Origin of the sequence: Kribbella sindirgiensis (assembly GCF_004331435.1) — a bacterium.
Taxonomy (GTDB): Bacteria; Actinomycetota; Actinomycetes; order Propionibacteriales; family Kribbellaceae; genus Kribbella; species Kribbella sindirgiensis.
In genome coordinates this window covers 502,379-518,641 of record NZ_SJKA01000004.1, presented here as the reverse complement: position 1 = coordinate 518,641, position 16,263 = coordinate 502,379, and the positions used below count along the sequence as shown (strand labels likewise).

Below are 16,263 nucleotides of genomic sequence, written 5' to 3'. Positions count from 1 at the left end.
GCCGAGGTGTGTGTGGGGAGCCGACGTTGTGGAGTCAGAGAAGGTCGCCCCGCTGAGGGTGGACGCGGAGACCGCGATCATCCTGCGCGAGGCGTACCACAAGATCGAGGCGTTGTTCCGGGCCGACCACTACGGTCTGTACGACTACGTACGGGTGGTCGCCGGGAAGATCGCGCGCGTCGACGCCTTCTACGTCGGGTTCTTGCAGGGCACCAGCCGCGTGCGGTTCCCGTACGGGTACGACGACGGCGAGTACGTGAACCCGGACACCCACATCTTCGGTCCGAACGGTCAGACCGCCTGGCTGATCAAGCACCGGCACACGTACCGGTTCGCCTACGACAACGGTGCCACCCTGCATGCCGGCGTACCGGTGGGAGACCTGCGGCGGCGGTCCGGGGACGCGGTGACGGTGCCGATGTTCCGGCCGGCCAAGGAGGGACCCGATCAGCTGTTCGGGATGCTCTCGATGCAGAGCTACGAATCCAAGGCGTACGACGACAACGCGGTGCGGGCGTTCGAGTGGCTGTGCGAGGTGGTCGAGCGGGTCCTGACCCGTGAGGGCGAGGACCGGGAGTCGTTGCGCCGGCTGCCCGCGGGGGACGTCGGCCCGAACCTGCTGACGTCGGACCACGTGATGGAGTACCTGACGCACCGGGTCGCCTCGATCCGGGAGATCGCGGCCGAGGCGCTGGACGAGCCGGACGTGAGTACGGCCGTCCACACGCACCTGGAACGGATCGTCGACGCCGCCGAGCACATCCAGTCCGAGCTGATCGAGATGCTGATGGAGACCGACGAGGGCCCCGAGCGCCGGTTCAGCAGCCTGACGAAGGCGCAGCAGGCCGTTGCCGTCCTGCTCACCGACGGCCTCGACAACGACCAGTTGGCGGCTGAGCTCGGCGTCAGCCTCAACACCGTCAAAACGCATCTCAGCGCGATCCTCCGCAAGTACGGCTTCCGCTACCGCTCTCAGGTAGCCGACGACGTCCGCAGGTACCTGGCCCGCTAGTACGAGCGGGCCACGTACGCCACCAGATCAGGTTCGTCGTCGTTCACCGGTAGTGAGCCGTCCCGGCGTTGCAGGCAGCGGACTGTGATGCCGGATTCGCCCAGGCGGTCCTCGCCTTGCTCGCCGACGGCGTCGTACGGGATGCGCGCCCAGCCGGTGCCCGCGGCCTCGATCGCCTCCTCGACTGTGGACACCCCCGTGATGCGGGCGGTCTGACGAGCGTTTGCTTCGGTCAGGAGGTGTGCTTGGTCCGCCTCCAGGGCGGCGACGGCGTGTGCGGTGAGCTCGGTCAGGGCGACGGCGGTCTTGGCGGAGTCGCGCAGTCGGCGTACGACGGTGGCGTTGCCGGCGGCGAGGTCGCGGGGTCCGATCTCGATGCGGAGCGGGACGCCCTTCAGTTCCCAGTTCACCGCGCGGCGCCCGAACGGCTGATCGGCACGGTCGTCCACCTCCACCCGCAACCCGACGGCCTTCAGGTCATCGGCGATCCGCTGCGCCGCCTCGATGGCCTCGTCCTTCACCGCGAGTACGACGACCTGCACCGGAGCGACCGCGGGCGGGACCCGGAGGCCGGCGTCGTCGCCGTGCACCATGATCAGGCCGCCGACCATCCGGGTGCTGCTGCCCCAGGACGTGGTCCACGCGAGCTCACGCCGTCCCTCGCTCGACAGGTAGCCGATGTCGAACGCGTGCGCGAAGTTCTGCCCGAGCTCGTGCGACGTGCCCATCTGCAGGGCCTTGCCGTCGCGCGTCATCGCTTCGAGCGTCATCGTGTTCACGGCGCCCGCGAACCGCTCCCGCCGCGTCTTGCGGCCGACGACGACCGGGATCGCGAGGACGTCGACCATGACCTCGCGATAGACGTCGTACAGGATCTTCGTCGCGTAGGCGCGGGCGTCCGCGGCGGAGACGTGCGCGGTGTGGCCCTCCTGCCAGAGGAATTCGGTGGTGCGCAGGAACAGCCGCGGGCGGAGTTCCCAGCGGACGACGTTCGCCCATTGGTTCAGCAGCAGCGGGAGGTCGCGGTAGCTCTGGATCCACTTGGCCAGGTACTCGCCGACAACGGTTTCCGACGTCGGCCGGACGACCGCCGGCTCTTCGAGTTGCTTGCCGCCGGCATGGGTCACGACCGCGAGCTCCGGGCTGAAACCCTCGACGTGCTCGGCCTCGCGCTGCAGGTAGCTCTCCGGAATCAGCAGCGGAAAGTACGCGTTCCGTGCCCCGGTCGCCTTGATCCGCCGATTCATTGCCTCCTGCAACAGTTCCCAGATCCCGTACCCGTACGGTCGTACCACCATGGTCCCCCGTACCGGCCCGTTGTCAGCGAGCTCGGCCTTGGCAATCACATCCTGGAACCATCGCGGAAAGTCCGTCGCCTGCGCGGCAAGCACGGAACGGGTTGCTGTCATGCCCGCCAGTCTAGAAATGCGATCGTGGGTGCTGCCACGCATTAACGACGCGCCCCCGGCGCCCTAGCGGGCACCGGGGGCGCGTTGCTGATGGTGGTCAGAGCGTCGCGAGGGCGTCGTTCCAGGTCTTCGAGGGACGCATGATGGCGGCCGCCTTGGCCGGGTCCGGCTGGTAGTAGCCGCCGAGGTCGGCCGGCCTGCCTTGGACCGCGAGCAGCTCGTCGACGATGGTCTGCTCGTTCGCGGCCAGGGTCTCGGCCAGCGGCGCGAAGGCCTTGGCCAGGTCGGCGTCGTCGGTCTGCTTGGCCAGCTCCTGCGCCCAGTACAGCGACAGGTAGAAGTGGCTGCCGCGGTTGTCGATTCCGCCGACGCGACGGGTCGGGGACTTGTCCTCGTTCAGGAACGTGGCGGTCGCCCGGTCGAGCGTGTCGGCCAGGATCTGCGCCCGCGCGTTGCCGGTCGCCTGCGCCAGGTGCTCGAAGCTCGCGGCCAGCGCGAAGAACTCACCCAGGCTGTCCCAGCGCAGGTAGTTCTCCTTGACCAACTGCTGCACGTGCTTCGGCGCCGAACCACCCGCACCGGTCTCGAACAGGCCGCCGCCGGCCATCAACGGCACGACCGACAGCATCTTCGCCGAAGTGCCCAGCTCGAGGATCGGGAACAGGTCCGTCAAGTAGTCACGCAGCACGTTGCCGGTCACCGAGATGGTGTTCTCGCCGCGGCGGATCCGCTCCAGCGAGAACCCGATCGCGTCGACCGGCGCCAGGATCCGGATGTCCAGACCCTCGGTGTCGTGGTCGAACAGGTACTTCTGGACCTTCGTGATGATCTGAGCGTCGTGCGCCCGGGTCTCGTCCAGCCAGAACACCGCCGGGTCGCCGGTGGCGCGTGCCCGGTTGACGGCCAGCTTGACCCAGTCCTGGATCGGGGCGTCCTTGGTCTGGCAGGCGCGGAAAATGTCACCGGCCGAGACCGCCTGCTCGAGCACGACGTCGCCGGCCTCGTTCACCAGCCGGACGGTGCCGGTGGTCTGGACCTCGAAGGTCTTGTCGTGCGAGCCGTACTCCTCGGCCTTCTGCGCCATCAGGCCGACGTTCGGCACCGAGCCCATGGTGGCCGGGTCGAACGCGCCGTTCGCGCGGCAGTCGTCGAGAACGACCTGGTAGATCCCGGAGTAGCTGTGGTCCGGCAGTACGGCGAGGGTGTCGTGCTCGGCGCCGTCCGGGCCCCACATGTGCCCCGACGTACGGACCATGGCCGGCATCGACGCGTCGACGATGACGTCGGACGGGACGTGCAGGTTGGTGATGCCCTTGTCCGAGTCGACCATCGCGAGCTTCGGGCCGTCGGCCAGCTCGGCGTCGAAGGAGGCCTTGATCTCGGCGCCCTCCGGCAGGCTCGCGATCCCGTTCAGGATGCCGCCGAGGCCGTCGTTCGGGGTCAGACCGGCCTTCGCGAGCACGTCGCCGTACTGCGCGAACGTCTTCGGGAAGACGGCGCGGACGACGTGACCGAAGATGATCGGGTCCGACACCTTCATCATGGTGGCCTTCAGGTGCACCGAGAACAGCACGTCCTCGGCCTTCGCCCGGGCGACCTGGGCGGTCAGGAACTCGCGCAGCGCCGCCACGTGCAGGACGGACGCGTCGACGATCTCGTCCGCCAGGACCGGGATCGACTCGCGCAGCACCGTCGTGGTGCCGTCGTCACCGGCCAGCTCGATCCGCAGCGAGCCCGCGGACTCGATCACGGCCGACTTCTCGGTCGCGCGGAAGTCGTCGTTGTCCATGGTCGCGACGTTGGTCTTGGAGTCGGCGGACCAGGCGCCCATCCGGTGCGGGTGCGCCTTGGCGTAGTTCTTCACCGAGGCCGGGGCGCGGCGGTCCGAGTTGCCCTCGCGCAGCACCGGGTTCACCGCGGAGCCCTTGACCTTGTCGTAGCGGGCCTGGATCTCCCGCTCCTCGTCGGTCTTCGGCTCGTCCGGGTACTCCGGCAGCGCGTAGCCCTGGGACTGCAGCTCGGCGATCGCGGCCTTCAGCTGCGGGACCGAGGCCGAGACGTTCGGCAGCTTGATGATGTTCGCCTCGGGCGTCTTGGCCAGCTCACCGAGCTCGGCGAGCGCGTCCGCGATCCGCTGGTCGTCCTGGAGGTACTCCGGGAAGACCGCCAGGATCCGGCCGGCCAGTGAGATGTCCCGGGTCTCCACGCCGACACCGGCCTGGCCGGCGTACGCCTGGACGACAGGGAGGAACGAGTACGTGGCGAGCGCCGGAGCCTCGTCGGTGTGGGTGTAGATGATCGTCGAGTCAGTCACGTCCCCACCTTAATGGGCGGTCCGGCCTGCCCGGCCGCGGCGTGGGCAGGCTCACGCCGGTCCAAGGGTTCGCCTGCGGGGATCAGTCAGTCGAGCTCGTCGGGGTGAGCAAGTGTGATACCGCTCGCGGCGGTCACAGCGCTGGTGAACGCGAGCGTGTCGATCGGGGAGGAAGCCGCCACGGTCGCCCCGGACAGTGACGCGAGGCCCTTGGCGCCGTCCCAGGTGCAGTCGACGAACACCGCTTTGGCGGCCTTGACCTGCGAAAACTCCACACCGGACAGGTCGCAGCGGCGGAACACGGCGCCGGTCAGGTCGGCCGAGACGAAGTCGGCGCTCTGCAGGCGGCAGTCGGTCAGCGCGACCTTGAAGAACTTCGCGAACCGGAACGAGGCGAAGTCGAGCACGGTGTCCTGGACGGTCACGTGCTGGAGGTGCGCGCCGGGCCCGGCGAAGCCGATCATCCGGGAGCCGGTGATCGCGACCCGGGTCAGCGCCGCGTCGGACCAGCGGGAGTTCGCCAGGTCGCACTGGGTGAGCTCGGTGTCGACGAGGATCAGCTTCTCCAGGTCGGATCCGGCCAGCTTGCTCCGGGTGAACCGGCAACCGCTGATCTCGACGTGCTCGGCCTCCAGATCGCTCAGATCCACGTCCTCCAGCCCGAGATCGAGCAACCGATCCTCGTCCTCGACCTCCGCCGGGAGCGCGGACTCGAGCTGGGCACGAAGGCGGGGCGCAGCGATCTTCACGCCTCCGACCGTAGCCGGGGTCACCGACAACGGCCGGACGTGCACCACTCATCAACCGACGGCCGACCGCCATCGCCAGGCTCAGCCCGGCGCCGGCTGGCCCTCCACCGCGGGTTTGGTGAGTGGTGCAGGTCCGCCAGGCCATCACAATCGCGAGTCCGCCGAGGTCTCAGGCGGGAGCCGGCCGGGTGCGGGTGATTGTGATGGCCTGGCGGTCCGTCACGCGCTGCGGAGGTAGTGAGCGGCGGCGCCGATCAGGGCCGAGTGCTCGGTGTCCTGTGTCGCGGAGGCGGGGAAGTTGAGGGCCGACTGCACCAGGTCGAAGGCTCCTGAGATCGAGCCGCCCAGGACCGTGTGCGTGACACCGAAACGATCCAGCCAGGGCTTCAGGGCGTCCGCGAGATCGGTGAAGGCGGCCTGCAGTACGCCGAGAGCGGTGGTGTCGCCGCTGCGGGCCAGGTCGGCGATCTCCTTGACACCGGGAGCCTCCGCGCCGGCGCTCTCGGCGTACCGGCGGAGGATCGCGCGGGCCGAGATCGAGTCCTCCAGCGGCTTCCCGGCGTACGTCGTCTTGTAGAGCTCACCGCCTGGCGGGACGGTGTCGCCCTCGCGGACCACGCGGCCGTCGGCAAGGAACGCCGTACCGATGCCGGTGCCGATCGTGACGCCGACGCAGCGTTCGACCCCGCGGACCTCGCCCGCGGTCCACTCGCCGACCGCGAACGCCTCCGCGTCGTTCATGAACAGCAACCGGTCGATCCCCAGTTCGCTGCTCAACGCCTCGCCGAGGTTGAACCCGTACAGCTGGTCGAACTTGCCCTGACCGCGGTACCACGCGACCCCGGTGGCGAAGTCGAACGGACCGGGCAACGCGACCGCCAGACCGTTTGCCAGCGGCAACTTCCGGGCGGTCTCCGCGAGCTGCTCGACCACCACCTCGGCCGCCTTCTGCGACTCGAGCTTCGCCCGGTCCACCTCGGTCACGTCCCACGTGCCGGGCGCCACCACGGCCGCCGTGACGTGGCTTCCCCCGATCTCCAGCACAGCTACGTCCATCCGCACATCATCGCAGGACGTCAGTACCGCTCCTTGAAGACCGGCTTCCCGATGTCGTTGTACATCGTGATGTAGATCGGGTCGGTGTTTCCCTTCAGGATGTCGTCGGTGAAGACGCGGTGCACCCAGTACCCGTCCTTGACGGTGGCGTCGCCGCTCTGCCCCAGGCCGGTGAACGCGATCCGGGTGACTCCCTCCGGCACCCGGCCCGCGTAGCTGTACCGCACTCCCCGGCAGCTGGCCTGCTGGTAGTTCCGCTCCACCGGCGCGTTGCCGCAGCCCATGCTCCAGTACCGCTGGATCTGGTATTCGCGGGTGATGATGCCGACGTTCAGCAGTGTCGCGCCGAACCCACCCAGCGCTTGCTTCTGGATCGGCACGCCCGCCACGCAGTACGCGTACTGCGTGCCGTCCGGCGACCGGCGGACCGTCATCGTGCCGTCGGCATCGCTCGCCTCGACGACCTTGTCGGTCCAGGTGGTGGCCACCTGACGTCGCCAGGCGTCGTCGTTCGCGGTCCGGAAGAAGTCGTCGGACTTCGCGCACAGGTCGGTGATCGCGGCAGGCTGGGCGACCGTCGCCGGCTGCGGCTCCTTCCGGGTGTCCACGATCCTGCCCACCAGCAGTGCGGCGACCACGGCGGTCGCGGTGCCGACGGCAGTGGCCGCGCCCAGCACCGCGCGCCGGCGGCGGGTCCGGTGCCGGCCGGCCGCGACCAGTTCGGTCACGTCGGGTGCGAACGACGTACCGCGCTCGGTCGCCTGGTCCATCAGGGTCTTCAGTTCGCCCGTCATTTCATCCCTACCAGGTCGGAGAGCTCGGCCAGGGACGGATGGGTGCGCAGCTTCTCCAGGGCGCGCAGCGTCTGGCTCTTCACGGTTCCGGGGCGGCAGTCGAGGGCGGTCGCGGTCTCTTCGACGGACAGTTCGTCGAAGTACCGCAGTACGACGCACGCGCGCTGGCGGGGCGGTAGCTCGGCGAGGGCCTTCGTGATCACCAGCCGGTTCTCGACGACGCCCAGCACGTCGGCCTCGGCCTCGTTGGCGAAGTACTCGTCGCCGCCGACGACCTCCTGGCTGGACTTCCGGCGGAGCGCGTCGAGCGTGGTGGAGACCACGACCTTCCGCGCGTACGCACCGACCGCGCCCTTGCGCTGGATCCGGCCCCAGACCCGGTACAGCCGGATCAGGGCCTCCTGGGTCGCGTCCTCGGCCCGGCGCCAGTCCCCGCACAGAAGGTAAGCGGTTCGGCACAGAGAGTTGGCATGATGCGTGACGAACTCGACGTAGTCCTGCTCCGTCTCCGCTCTCACCCGCGGCGCTCCCCAGTCATGCCGAGTCAAACGTGATGGGCCGTCCGAATGGTTGCACGACTACGGCAGACTTTTCCCGTGACCGAGTGCAGGACGACGTCCGCGGTCGCGGCGCTGAGCGTCGCGGTGGCGGTGGCCGGTCATGCGCTCGTCGGGGGTGGCGGTGTGCCGCTGGGCGTCGTACCTCCGCTGGCGGCGTTGGCCGGCGTCTGCTGGCTGCTCGGCGAGTACCTGGCGGGGGAGCTGCTGCTGACGGGTCTCGTGCTGGCTGGGGTACAGCTGTTCGTGCACGTCGCGCTGGACTCGATGACCATGCACCACGGGATGTCGATCGCGAGCAGCCTGATGATGACGGCCACCCACCTGGGTGCGCTGCTGGCGGGCGTTCTCGCGATCGGCCAGGCGCACCGGTGGGTCCATCGGGTACGCCGGGTCTTCGCGCGACTGCTTCCGGAACTGCCGGTCCTGCGTCCGGTGCTGCTGATCCCCGCAGCTATCGGCTTCTTCATGTCGTGGACCCCGAACGGGTCCCGCCTCGGCACGAGCGTCTCCGGGCGCGGGCCTCCCGGCGTACGAGTAGCTGCTTTCTGAGCCGGCCGCACAGCGCCGGACTGCTCGTATGCCTTGAAAGGTTCTCTCATGCCCAAGAGATTCATCCTGCGCGCCGGTGCGATCGTCGCGGCCTCCGCGCTCGTCGTGATCGGCGCCGCGAGTACGGCGTCGGCGCATGTCACTGTGTCGTCGCCGGACGCCAAGCCCGGCGGGTACGCGAAGCTGGTGTTCCGGGTGCCGACCGAGTCGGACAACACCAGCACCACGAAGCTCGTCGTCTCGCTGCCCAAGGACCATCCGTTCGCGCACGTGGGTGCGCAGGTGAAGGACGGATGGAAGGTGGAGAAGAAGGAAGAGAAGCTGCCGGCCGAGGTGAAGGTCGGTGACGTCACGCTGACCAAGGCGATCACCACGGTCACCTGGACCGCGACAGCGGCCGGGATCCCGCCGAACGACTTCGACGAGTTCTCGCTGTCGGTCGGGAAGCTGCCCGAAGGCGTGGACGCGTTGAGCTTCCCGGCGGATCAGACCTACAGCGACGGCGAGGTGGTGAAGTGGGCCGACGTCGCGAAGGACGGCGCCGAGGCCGAACACCCGGCGCCGACGTTGAAGCTGGCCGCGGCGGTCACACCGGTCGCGGCGTCCACCGATTCGTCCGACACGGTGGCGCGCTGGCTCGGCGGTGGCGGTCTGCTGGTCGGGCTGCTCGGTCTGGCTTCCGGGCTCCGGCCGCGTCGGACCGCGGTGCAGTAACCATGCGCCGATTGATCGCAGTACCGGTCGCTGTACTGGTCGCGTCGCTGTTCACGCTGGTGGTTTCCGCCGGCGTGGCGGCGGCGCACGCCAAGCTCGAATCGATGACGCCGACCGACGGTTCGTCGATGGCCGCGCCGCCGACGAAGGTGGTGCTGACCTTCAGCGAGCCGGTCGGGTCCAACGGGACGCAGGTGCAGGTGAAGGCGCCGAACGGTACGAACGTCGCGAACGGTGCCGTCCAGGTGGTCGACAACACGGTCACCCAGCCGGTCGGCGCGATGATCGAGGCCGGCAAGTACACGGTCGAGGCCCGCGTCGTCTCGGCCGACGGTCACCCGATCACCGTCAGCGGCGCCTTCACCGTCACGCACGCCGGCCATCCCGCCACTCAGCCGGCCGACGCTCCGGCGCAGCCCGAGGGCAACTCCAACACGGTGACGATCGTCGCGATGTGCCTGGTGATGCTCGTGGTCGTGGCGCTGGCCGTGGTGATCGTCCGCCGCCGTCCGGCCTCATGAGGCGTGCGCTCGGGATAGTTGCTACCGGCATCGTTGTGATGGTGGTCGCGCTGCTCGCCGGCGGCGGTGCGCCGCAGCGGCCGGCGGACGGCCTGCTCGGCGCCGGAATCGCTGTTTCCTGGGCAGTTCCGGTACTGCGGATCCTCGCGGACGCGGCCGCGGTGGCCACCGGTGGGGCCGTGCTGGCGGTCGTACTGTTCCTGCCGGCGAAGGACGGAATGCTCGGAAACAAAGCGATCCGCGCCTGTCAGGACGCCGCGCTGGCCGCCGGGATCTGGGCGGTCGCGAGTATCGGCGGCCTGATCGCGACCGCCACCGTGATCCTCGGTATCCCGCTGTCCCATCTCGCCGAGCACGCCGAACCGGCCGGCCGGCTGAGCCAGGTCCGGGCGCTGGCAGTCGCCGTGGTACTCACCGCCGTACTCGCCGTGATCCTCAGCGGTACCAAGACCTTGCGCACCGCCCGACTGGCCGCCGTACTCACGATCGCTGCCCTGACCGGCCCGCTGCTCACCGGCCACGGCGCGATCGACCGCACCAGCCTCTGGTCCGTCCTCGCCACCGCATCGCTCGTCGTCCACGTCGTCGCTGCGACCGCGTGGATCGGCGGGTTGGGAGCAGTACTTCGGTACAGCCGCTCCCGCGAGGCCGTTGAGCTGTTCAGCACACTCGCCTTCGTCTGCGCCGTGACGATCGGCATCACCGGACTCCTCACCGCCGAGATCCACCTCGGCGGCCGGCAGGACGGCTGGGGACTGATCACGCAATGGGTGACCACCGGGTACGGCGTTCTCGTGCTCGGGAAAACGCTGGCGTTCGCGCTTCTGGTCTTCATCGGCTGGCTGCACCGGCGCACCACGATCCCGCGGGTGGCGGCCGGTGAACCGGGGGCGTTCCGGCAGCTGGCAGTGCTGGAACTCGCGGTGATGGCCGGCACGATCGGCCTCGCGGTTGCCCTCTCGCGCACCCCGTGACGCGAGTCGGTGACATGTCAACGTCCGTCCGTACAATGTGTGCATGGTGGAACCGCAGTGGCTCGGGGCGCAGGAGGCTGGGCTCTGGCAGTCGTACCGTGACACGCATCGCGAACTGATGCGCGCGCTCGAGGCGCGGATGATCACGAACTCGGGCCTGTCCGGCGCCGACTACGCGCTGCTGCACCCGCTGTCCGAGGCCGAGGACGGCCTGCTCCGCACCCGCGACCTCGGCCGCTCCGTCGGCTGGGAGCGCAGCCGCCTGTCGCACCAGGTCAGCCGGATGGAGAAGCGCGGCCTGGTCACCCGTGAGGAATGCACCTCCGACGCCCGCGGCTCGATGGTCCGTCTCACCCCACTCGGCCGCAAGGCGATCGAATCCGCCGCGCCCGACCACGTCGCCGCCGTCCGCACGTACTTCTTCGACCACCTGACCGCGGACGAGCAGACCCAGCTCACGACCCTCCTCGACCGCATCGCGGCCAACCTCCCGACCACCTGCGCCACCCCCGACTGCGACGAGTAGTCCCGGTTCGTCGGGATGTCGTGAACCTGGGGGTCACTCCCGGTACCCGGTGGTAGCCAGCGGTGACACGCCGTTACGGCGGGCGTGGCGTGGAGTCGGGCGGAAAGAATGATCGCGTCGGGTTCGGATGCGCGCTGGATTTGACAATCGTTTTCACTAAAGGTGAGGATGTGGCGCGTGTCCGAGGCTTTGGGTAGGCGTGGGTTTCTGGGGCTGGCCGGGGTTGCCGGGCTGGCGGCGATGACCGGATGTGGGACGGACGGGGGTGCGGCCGCGCAACCCACACAGGGTGGGCGGCTGCGTGCCGTGTACGCCGGCGGCGGGGCGAAGGAGGTGCTCGACCCGCACGTGCAGAGCCTGTTCGTGGACATCGCGCGGCACAAGGCGATCTACGAGAAGCTCGTCGAGCTCGGCCCGGACCTGAAGCCGGTACCGCGGCTCGCGTCGAAGTGGGAACACGACGGCACCGCGACCACCTGGCGGTTCAGCCTGCGCGACGCGACGTTCCACGACGGCGCGAAGCTGGTCGCCGAGGACGTGCTGTACAGCATCGCCCGGATCGTCGATCCCGCCGTACCGGAGCGGGTCGCGCAGTCGTCGCTCGCGACGCTGGATCTCAAACGCAGCAAGGCGATCGGCACCGGGACGGTCGAGCTGGTGCTGACCCAGCCGAACGCGGAGTTCCCCGCGCTGCTGGCCGGAATCGGCACGCAGATCGTGCGGAACGGGTTCAAGGATCCGGCCAAGCCCGTCGGGACCGGCGCGTTCCGGTACATGTCCTTCGAGGCCGGCCGCTCGATGATCGCTTCGCGGTACGACGGCTACTGGGACGAGCCCGCGCGGATCGAGGAGCTGCACATCCTGTCCGCCGACTCCGAGGCACGGGCGAACGCCGTACAGGGCGGTCAGGCGGAGTACGCCAACGACATGACGGCGACGTTCGCGCGGACGGCGGAGGCCGGGAAGACGGTACGGATCGTGGCGGCGAAGGCCAGCACGATGCAGGCGTTCGTGATGAAGGTCGACCGGCCGCCGTTCGACAACCCCGACGTACGGCTCGCGTTCAAGCTGGTGGCGGACCGGCAGCGGCTCGTAGACGTGGTACTGGCCGGCCGGGGTGAGGTGGGGAACGACCTGTTCGGCAAGGGGTATCAGTACTACCCGGCCGATCTGCCGGCCCGGGAGCGCGATGTCGAGCAGGCGAAGAGCTTGCTGAAGAAGGCCGGGCTGGCGGGCAAGGAGGTGGAGATCTTCACCGCGGACGCGTCGGCCGGGTTCGTCGAGGCCGCGACGCTGTTCGCGGAGCAGGTCGCGGAGGCGGGGGTGCGGTTGAAGGTCACGACCGGGAGTCCGCAGACGTACGCGAAGGACCTGCTCACGAAGGGGGCTATTGGCAACCATCGGTCGGGGGCGATGCCGATTCCGCAGTACGTCACCGATCGGTTGCTGTCGCATTCGCCGTTCAACGTCACGCACTGGCGGCGGCCCGCGTTCGACACGGCGTTCGCGGCGGCGCGGGCGGTGACGTCCGAGGAAGAGCGGTCGGCGAAGTACGCCGTACTGCAGAAGACGGTGCGGGACGAGGGCGGGATCCTCGCCTGGGGGTTGCCGGACTACCTGATCGCGGTGTCGTCGAAGGTGCAGGGAGTGCAGGCGGTGCCGCCGAACACGTTGGACCAGGGCCGGTTCGACAAGGTGTGGCTGGCCTGAATGCGGTCGTACGCCGCTCAACGGGCGGGGCTCGCCGTCGTTCAGTTGGCGGTGCTCTCGGTGCTGGTGTTCGTCCTGACGTCGCTGCTGCCGGGAGACGCGGCGGACCTGCGGTTCACCGAGACGCTGACGCCGTCCCAGGTCGCCGCGCTGCGGGCGGAGCTCGGTCTCGACCAGCCGCCGGTCGAGCGGTTCGTGCACTGGCTGGGCAATGTTTTGACGGGCGATCTCGGTACGTCGTTGATCAGCGGGGGACCGGTGGCCGACATCGTGCGGAGCTCGATCGGCGCGACGCTCGTACTCACGCTGGCGACGCTCGCGATCGTCGTTCCTCTGGCCGTTGCCCTGGGCATCGTGATGGGGACGCGTGAGAACGGTCGCGTCGATCGGGCGATCACTTCGGTCACGTTGGCGTTGTCGGCGATTCCGGACTTCGTGATCGCTGTTGTGCTGGTGGCTGTGTTTTCGCTGAAGCTTGGCTGGTTGCCGGCTACGTGGATCGGCGGGAGCCTGCTGTCCTCGCCTGCGCTGCTGATCCTGCCTATTGCTGTGCTCTTCGGTCGGACCGTCTGTTTGCTGTCGCGTCAGGTCCGTGCGGGGACGGTTGCTGCTTTGAACGCCGAGTATGTGACGCAGGCTCGACGGCTCGGCATTCCTCGTCGTCAGTTGTTGCTCCGGCATGTGCTGCCGAACGCGGCGGTTCCCGGGGTGCAAGAGTTGGCGCGCACTGGCGACACGCTCCTCGGTGGAGTGCTGGTGGTGGAAGCGATCTTCGCCATTCCAGGCTTCGCGACCGCGCTCGTGGACGGGGTAGAGACCCGGGATATCCCAACGGTGCAAGGCCTCACGCTTGTTCTTGCCGTTGCCGCGCTCCTCATCAACCTCGGCGCCGACCTGCTCTGCAACCGGCTGGTCCCGCGCTCGGAGATTCTCCGATGAACCCCCGTGAAGTTGTCTCGCTGGGGCTCGTTGCAGTGCCGTTGGCGGTTGCGGTGGTTGGGCCGGTTGTGCCGTACGACGGGCGGACGGGTCTGCCTTACTCGTCCGAAGGAGTACTGGGGACGGACGGGTTGGGACGGGACGTTCTGGGTCTGCTGTTGGTGGGTGGGCGGACGGCGCTCGGGATGGCGATCGGGGCGGTGCTGCTGGCGTATCTGGTGGGCGGGCTGATCGGGCTGACGGCCGCGTCGACCCGGCAACGGTGGCTGGACGAAGGCATGATGCGGCCGCTCGACGTACTGCTGCCGCTCCCGTCCCTCCTCGTCATCAGCGTGGTCGCGGTCGGCTGGCGCGCGTCCGCTGCGGCGATCACCGTCGCCGTCGCGATGATGAACGTCCCGACCGTCGCCCGACTCGTCCGGGCCGCCGCGCTGGACGCCGCCAGCGGACCGGTGGTCGAGGCGCTGCGGATGCAGCGGGAGTCGTGGGTCACCATCCAGCTCGGGTACGTCGGACGCTCGGTTCTCGGCCCGGTGGCGGCGGATCTCGGCACCCGGATCACGCTCGCGGTGTTCCTCGTCGCCTCGGTCAACTTCCTCGGCCTCGGCCTGAGCCCGACCGCGCCGGACTGGGCCGTCAGCGTGTCCCGCAACCGCGAAGGTCTGCTCCTCCAACCCTGGTCGGTCCTCGCCCCGGCCCTCCTCCTCGTCTCCTTCACCTTGGGTTTCAACCTCCTCGCCGACCGCCTCGTCCACAGATCACGCCGCCTCGTGGAGAGCACACGATGACCCCGGTGGTGCGTGTGGTTGGGCTGTCCGCGACTGCTGGGAGCGCGGTGCTGGTCGACGACGTGTCGTTCGACGTTGTCGCGGGGGAGGTGACGGCGCTGGTGGGTGCCTCCGGGTCGGGGAAGACGACCTCGGCGCTAGCACTGCTAGGCGAGCACGGTGATGGCGTACGACTGACCGGGCGGGTTGAGGTTGGTGGGGAGCTGGTTGTTGATGGCAACGGAGTGACCAGGGCAGCGCCGGGGGTACGCGGCCGCGTAGTCGCCTACATGCCGCAGCATCCCGGCAGCGCGCTCAACCCGGCCCGGCGGATCGGTACGACGCTGCAGGAGCTGGCGAAGTTGCACGACGGCGACCCGCGCGAGGCCGTCCGCGCGGCCCAGCTGCCCGGAGATCGCGCAACTCTCAAACGTTTTCCGCACCAGTTCTCCGGCGGCCAGCGCCAACGAGTAGCGCTTGCCCAGACGCTTACCTGCCGCCCGACGGTCCTCGTGCTCGACGAACCGAGCACCGGACTCGACTCGATCACCCGCCTGCAACTCGTCCACGAACTCAGAGATCTCGCCGCCACCGGCCTCGGCATCTTGCTGCTCAGTCACGATCTCGACCTGGTCCGAGCGCTCGCGTCCCGGGTCGTCGTCCTCGACGCCGGGCAAGTGATCGCCACCGACGTACTCCCGCCCGCACCGGACCTGCAACTCCCGGGAACCTCCACCGCCGGGCAACCGTTGCTAACGGCAATGAACCTGTCAGCCTCGCTGCGCCCGCGCGGCCGCGACGTCGTCCTGCACGAGGCGGACCTCGCCGTCCGCGCCGGCGCCTGCCTCGGCGTCGTCGGCCGCTCCGGCAGCGGCAAGACCACCTTGGCCCGCTGCCTGGCCGGCCTGCACGAGCGCTACACCGGCACCATCCTGCTCGACGACGAACCGCTCCCGGTGCTCCGCAAACGCTCCCGCGACCAGCACCGCCGCGTCCAGTACGTCTGGCAGGAGGTCCGCGGCTCCTTCGACGAACGACGGCCCGTCGACCAGCAGGTCGCCCGTACGGCGCAACGCCTGCGCGGACTCGCGCCGGACCAGGCACACGCCGAAGCCGTCGCCACGCTCGCCCGTCTCGGCGTCGCCGCGATCACCGCAGCGCGCCCGCCGAGCCGCCTGTCCGGTGGCGAACTGCAACGCGCGGCCCTGGCGCGAGCAGTCCTGGCGAACCCCGACGTACTGATCTGCGACGAGATCACCACCGCGCTCGACGATCACGGTACGGCGCTGGTCGTCGACCTGCTGACCGAGCTCAAGGACCGCGGTACGGCGCTGATCTGGATCGGTCACGACCTGCGCCTGGTCGCGGCCGTCGCGGACCGGGTCCTGGTCCTCGACGCCGGCCGCGTGGTCGAGCAAGGCCCGCCCGCGACGCTCACGACCGCGCCGCGCCACGAGCTGACCCGGCGGCTGGTCGCAGCCACCCGGATCGGCGACAACCCCAAGACTCCGCCCGTGCATGGGCGTGTCTCCCAACCCCACGCCTACTGCGCGGCACCCGACGGGCACCTCGCCGAGCAGGAGCGAAGGGAACGATGAAACCACATCGACCCCTCCGCTCCCGCTCGCCGAGGCACTCCGCCGGGCACCTGCTCGCGACGGCGTGGGGT

General features: G+C 69.3%; 16 protein-coding genes. 10 read left to right on the top strand and 6 right to left on the bottom strand.

Annotation, left to right across the window (positions count from 1 at the left end; genetic code table 11):
• Positions 1-28 precede the first annotated feature (28 nt).
• Positions 29-1,012 carry a helix-turn-helix transcriptional regulator gene (locus tag E0H50_RS14250; protein WP_131288129.1) on the top strand — a complete coding sequence of 328 codons (984 nt, stop codon included), beginning with the start codon at positions 29-31 and terminating at the stop codon, positions 1,010-1,012.
• On the opposite strand, the gene proS is transcribed toward E0H50_RS14250, so the two are convergent.
• The 6 genes from proS to E0H50_RS14220 all read right to left on the bottom strand — a co-directional run bounded on the left by proS (position 1,009) and on the right by E0H50_RS14220 (position 7,852).
• On the bottom strand, positions 1,009-2,421 hold the full coding sequence (proS, locus tag E0H50_RS14245; RefSeq protein WP_131288126.1) for a proline--tRNA ligase: 1,413 nt from the start codon (positions 2,419-2,421) through the stop codon (positions 1,009-1,011). The two genes, E0H50_RS14250 and proS, sit on opposite strands and share 4 nt — an antisense overlap.
• A 97-nt stretch (positions 2,422-2,518) precedes the next feature.
• Entirely contained in the window at positions 2,519-4,735 is a 2,217-nt protein-coding gene (locus E0H50_RS14240) for an NADP-dependent isocitrate dehydrogenase (RefSeq protein WP_131288123.1), read from the bottom strand.
• An 86-nt stretch (positions 4,736-4,821) separates the two neighbouring features.
• Positions 4,822-5,484, bottom strand: a complete 663-nt coding sequence (locus E0H50_RS14235) for a pentapeptide repeat-containing protein (RefSeq protein WP_131288120.1) — start codon at positions 5,482-5,484, stop codon at positions 4,822-4,824.
• A gap of 219 nt (positions 5,485-5,703) precedes the next feature.
• The gene (locus E0H50_RS14230; protein WP_131288117.1) at positions 5,704-6,540 is read right to left on the bottom strand and encodes an ROK family protein; all 837 of its coding nucleotides are present in this window, start codon (positions 6,538-6,540) and stop codon (positions 5,704-5,706) included.
• A gap of 20 nt (positions 6,541-6,560) precedes the next feature.
• Positions 6,561-7,334, bottom strand: a complete 774-nt coding sequence (locus E0H50_RS14225) for a hypothetical protein (RefSeq protein WP_131288114.1) — start codon at positions 7,332-7,334, stop codon at positions 6,561-6,563.
• Positions 7,331-7,852, bottom strand: a complete 522-nt coding sequence (locus E0H50_RS14220; protein ID WP_131288111.1) for a SigE family RNA polymerase sigma factor — start codon at positions 7,850-7,852, stop codon at positions 7,331-7,333. Before E0H50_RS14220 ends, E0H50_RS14225 begins: the two co-directional genes overlap by 4 nt.
• Before the next feature lie 78 nt (positions 7,853-7,930).
• On the opposite strand from E0H50_RS14220, the gene E0H50_RS14215 reads away from it, so the two are divergent.
• The 9 genes from E0H50_RS14215 (at position 7,931) to E0H50_RS14175 (ending at position 16,192) form a co-directional block, all read left to right on the top strand.
• Positions 7,931-8,443 carry a hypothetical protein gene (locus E0H50_RS14215; protein WP_131288108.1) on the top strand — a complete coding sequence of 171 codons (513 nt, stop codon included), beginning with the start codon at positions 7,931-7,933 and terminating at the stop codon, positions 8,441-8,443.
• Between the two features lie 48 nt (positions 8,444-8,491).
• Positions 8,492-9,157 carry a YcnI family copper-binding membrane protein gene (locus E0H50_RS14210; protein WP_131288105.1) on the top strand — a complete coding sequence of 222 codons (666 nt, stop codon included), beginning with the start codon at positions 8,492-8,494 and terminating at the stop codon, positions 9,155-9,157.
• Positions 9,158-9,159: 2 nt separating this feature from the next.
• Positions 9,160-9,678 (top strand): copper resistance CopC family protein, encoded by a 519-nt coding sequence (locus E0H50_RS14205; RefSeq protein WP_131288103.1) that lies wholly within the window; start codon positions 9,160-9,162, stop codon positions 9,676-9,678.
• The gene (locus E0H50_RS14200) at positions 9,675-10,652 is read left to right on the top strand and encodes a copper resistance D family protein (RefSeq protein WP_131288100.1); all 978 of its coding nucleotides are present in this window, start codon (positions 9,675-9,677) and stop codon (positions 10,650-10,652) included. Before E0H50_RS14205 ends, E0H50_RS14200 begins: the two co-directional genes overlap by 4 nt.
• Positions 10,653-10,695: 43 nt before the next feature.
• The gene (locus E0H50_RS14195; RefSeq protein ID WP_131288097.1) at positions 10,696-11,178 is read left to right on the top strand and encodes a MarR family winged helix-turn-helix transcriptional regulator; all 483 of its coding nucleotides are present in this window, start codon (positions 10,696-10,698) and stop codon (positions 11,176-11,178) included.
• Positions 11,179-11,355: 177 nt separating this feature from the next.
• Entirely contained in the window at positions 11,356-12,888 is a 1,533-nt protein-coding gene (locus E0H50_RS14190; protein WP_202868131.1) for an ABC transporter substrate-binding protein, read from the top strand.
• A complete protein-coding gene (locus tag E0H50_RS14185; protein WP_131288091.1) occupies positions 12,889-13,827 on the top strand; it encodes an ABC transporter permease in 939 nt (312 codons plus the stop codon).
• Positions 13,824-14,615 carry an ABC transporter permease gene (locus tag E0H50_RS14180; protein ID WP_131288088.1) on the top strand — a complete coding sequence of 264 codons (792 nt, stop codon included), beginning with the start codon at positions 13,824-13,826 and terminating at the stop codon, positions 14,613-14,615. The genes E0H50_RS14185 and E0H50_RS14180 overlap by 4 nt, the downstream gene beginning before the upstream one ends.
• Positions 14,612-16,192: an ABC transporter ATP-binding protein gene (locus tag E0H50_RS14175; RefSeq protein ID WP_131288085.1), complete on the top strand. Its 1,581-nt coding sequence runs from the start codon at positions 14,612-14,614 to the stop codon at positions 16,190-16,192. Before E0H50_RS14180 ends, E0H50_RS14175 begins: the two co-directional genes overlap by 4 nt.
• Positions 16,193-16,263 lie beyond the last annotated feature (71 nt).

What these genes read in the sequence shown, in the direction of transcription:
- proS (WP_131288126.1), bottom strand. Translation starts at nt 2,421, where the DNA reads ATGACAGCAACCCGTTCCGTGCTTGCCGCGCAGGCGACGGACTTTCCG.
- E0H50_RS14230 (WP_131288117.1), bottom strand. Translation starts at nt 6,540, where the DNA reads ATGGACGTAGCTGTGCTGGAGATCGGGGGAAGCCACGTCACGGCGGCC.
- E0H50_RS14225 (WP_131288114.1), bottom strand. Translation starts at nt 7,334, where the DNA reads ATGACGGGCGAACTGAAGACCCTGATGGACCAGGCGACCGAGCGCGGT.
- E0H50_RS14210 (WP_131288105.1), top strand. Translation starts at nt 8,492, where the DNA reads ATGCCCAAGAGATTCATCCTGCGCGCCGGTGCGATCGTCGCGGCCTCC.
- E0H50_RS14205 (WP_131288103.1), top strand. Translation starts at nt 9,160, where the DNA reads ATGCGCCGATTGATCGCAGTACCGGTCGCTGTACTGGTCGCGTCGCTG.
- E0H50_RS14200 (WP_131288100.1), top strand. Translation starts at nt 9,675, where the DNA reads ATGAGGCGTGCGCTCGGGATAGTTGCTACCGGCATCGTTGTGATGGTG.
- E0H50_RS14195 (WP_131288097.1), top strand. Translation starts at nt 10,696, where the DNA reads ATGGTGGAACCGCAGTGGCTCGGGGCGCAGGAGGCTGGGCTCTGGCAG.
- E0H50_RS14185 (WP_131288091.1), top strand. Translation starts at nt 12,889, where the DNA reads ATGCGGTCGTACGCCGCTCAACGGGCGGGGCTCGCCGTCGTTCAGTTG.
- E0H50_RS14180 (WP_131288088.1), top strand. Translation starts at nt 13,824, where the DNA reads ATGAACCCCCGTGAAGTTGTCTCGCTGGGGCTCGTTGCAGTGCCGTTG.
- E0H50_RS14175 (WP_131288085.1), top strand. Translation starts at nt 14,612, where the DNA reads ATGACCCCGGTGGTGCGTGTGGTTGGGCTGTCCGCGACTGCTGGGAGC.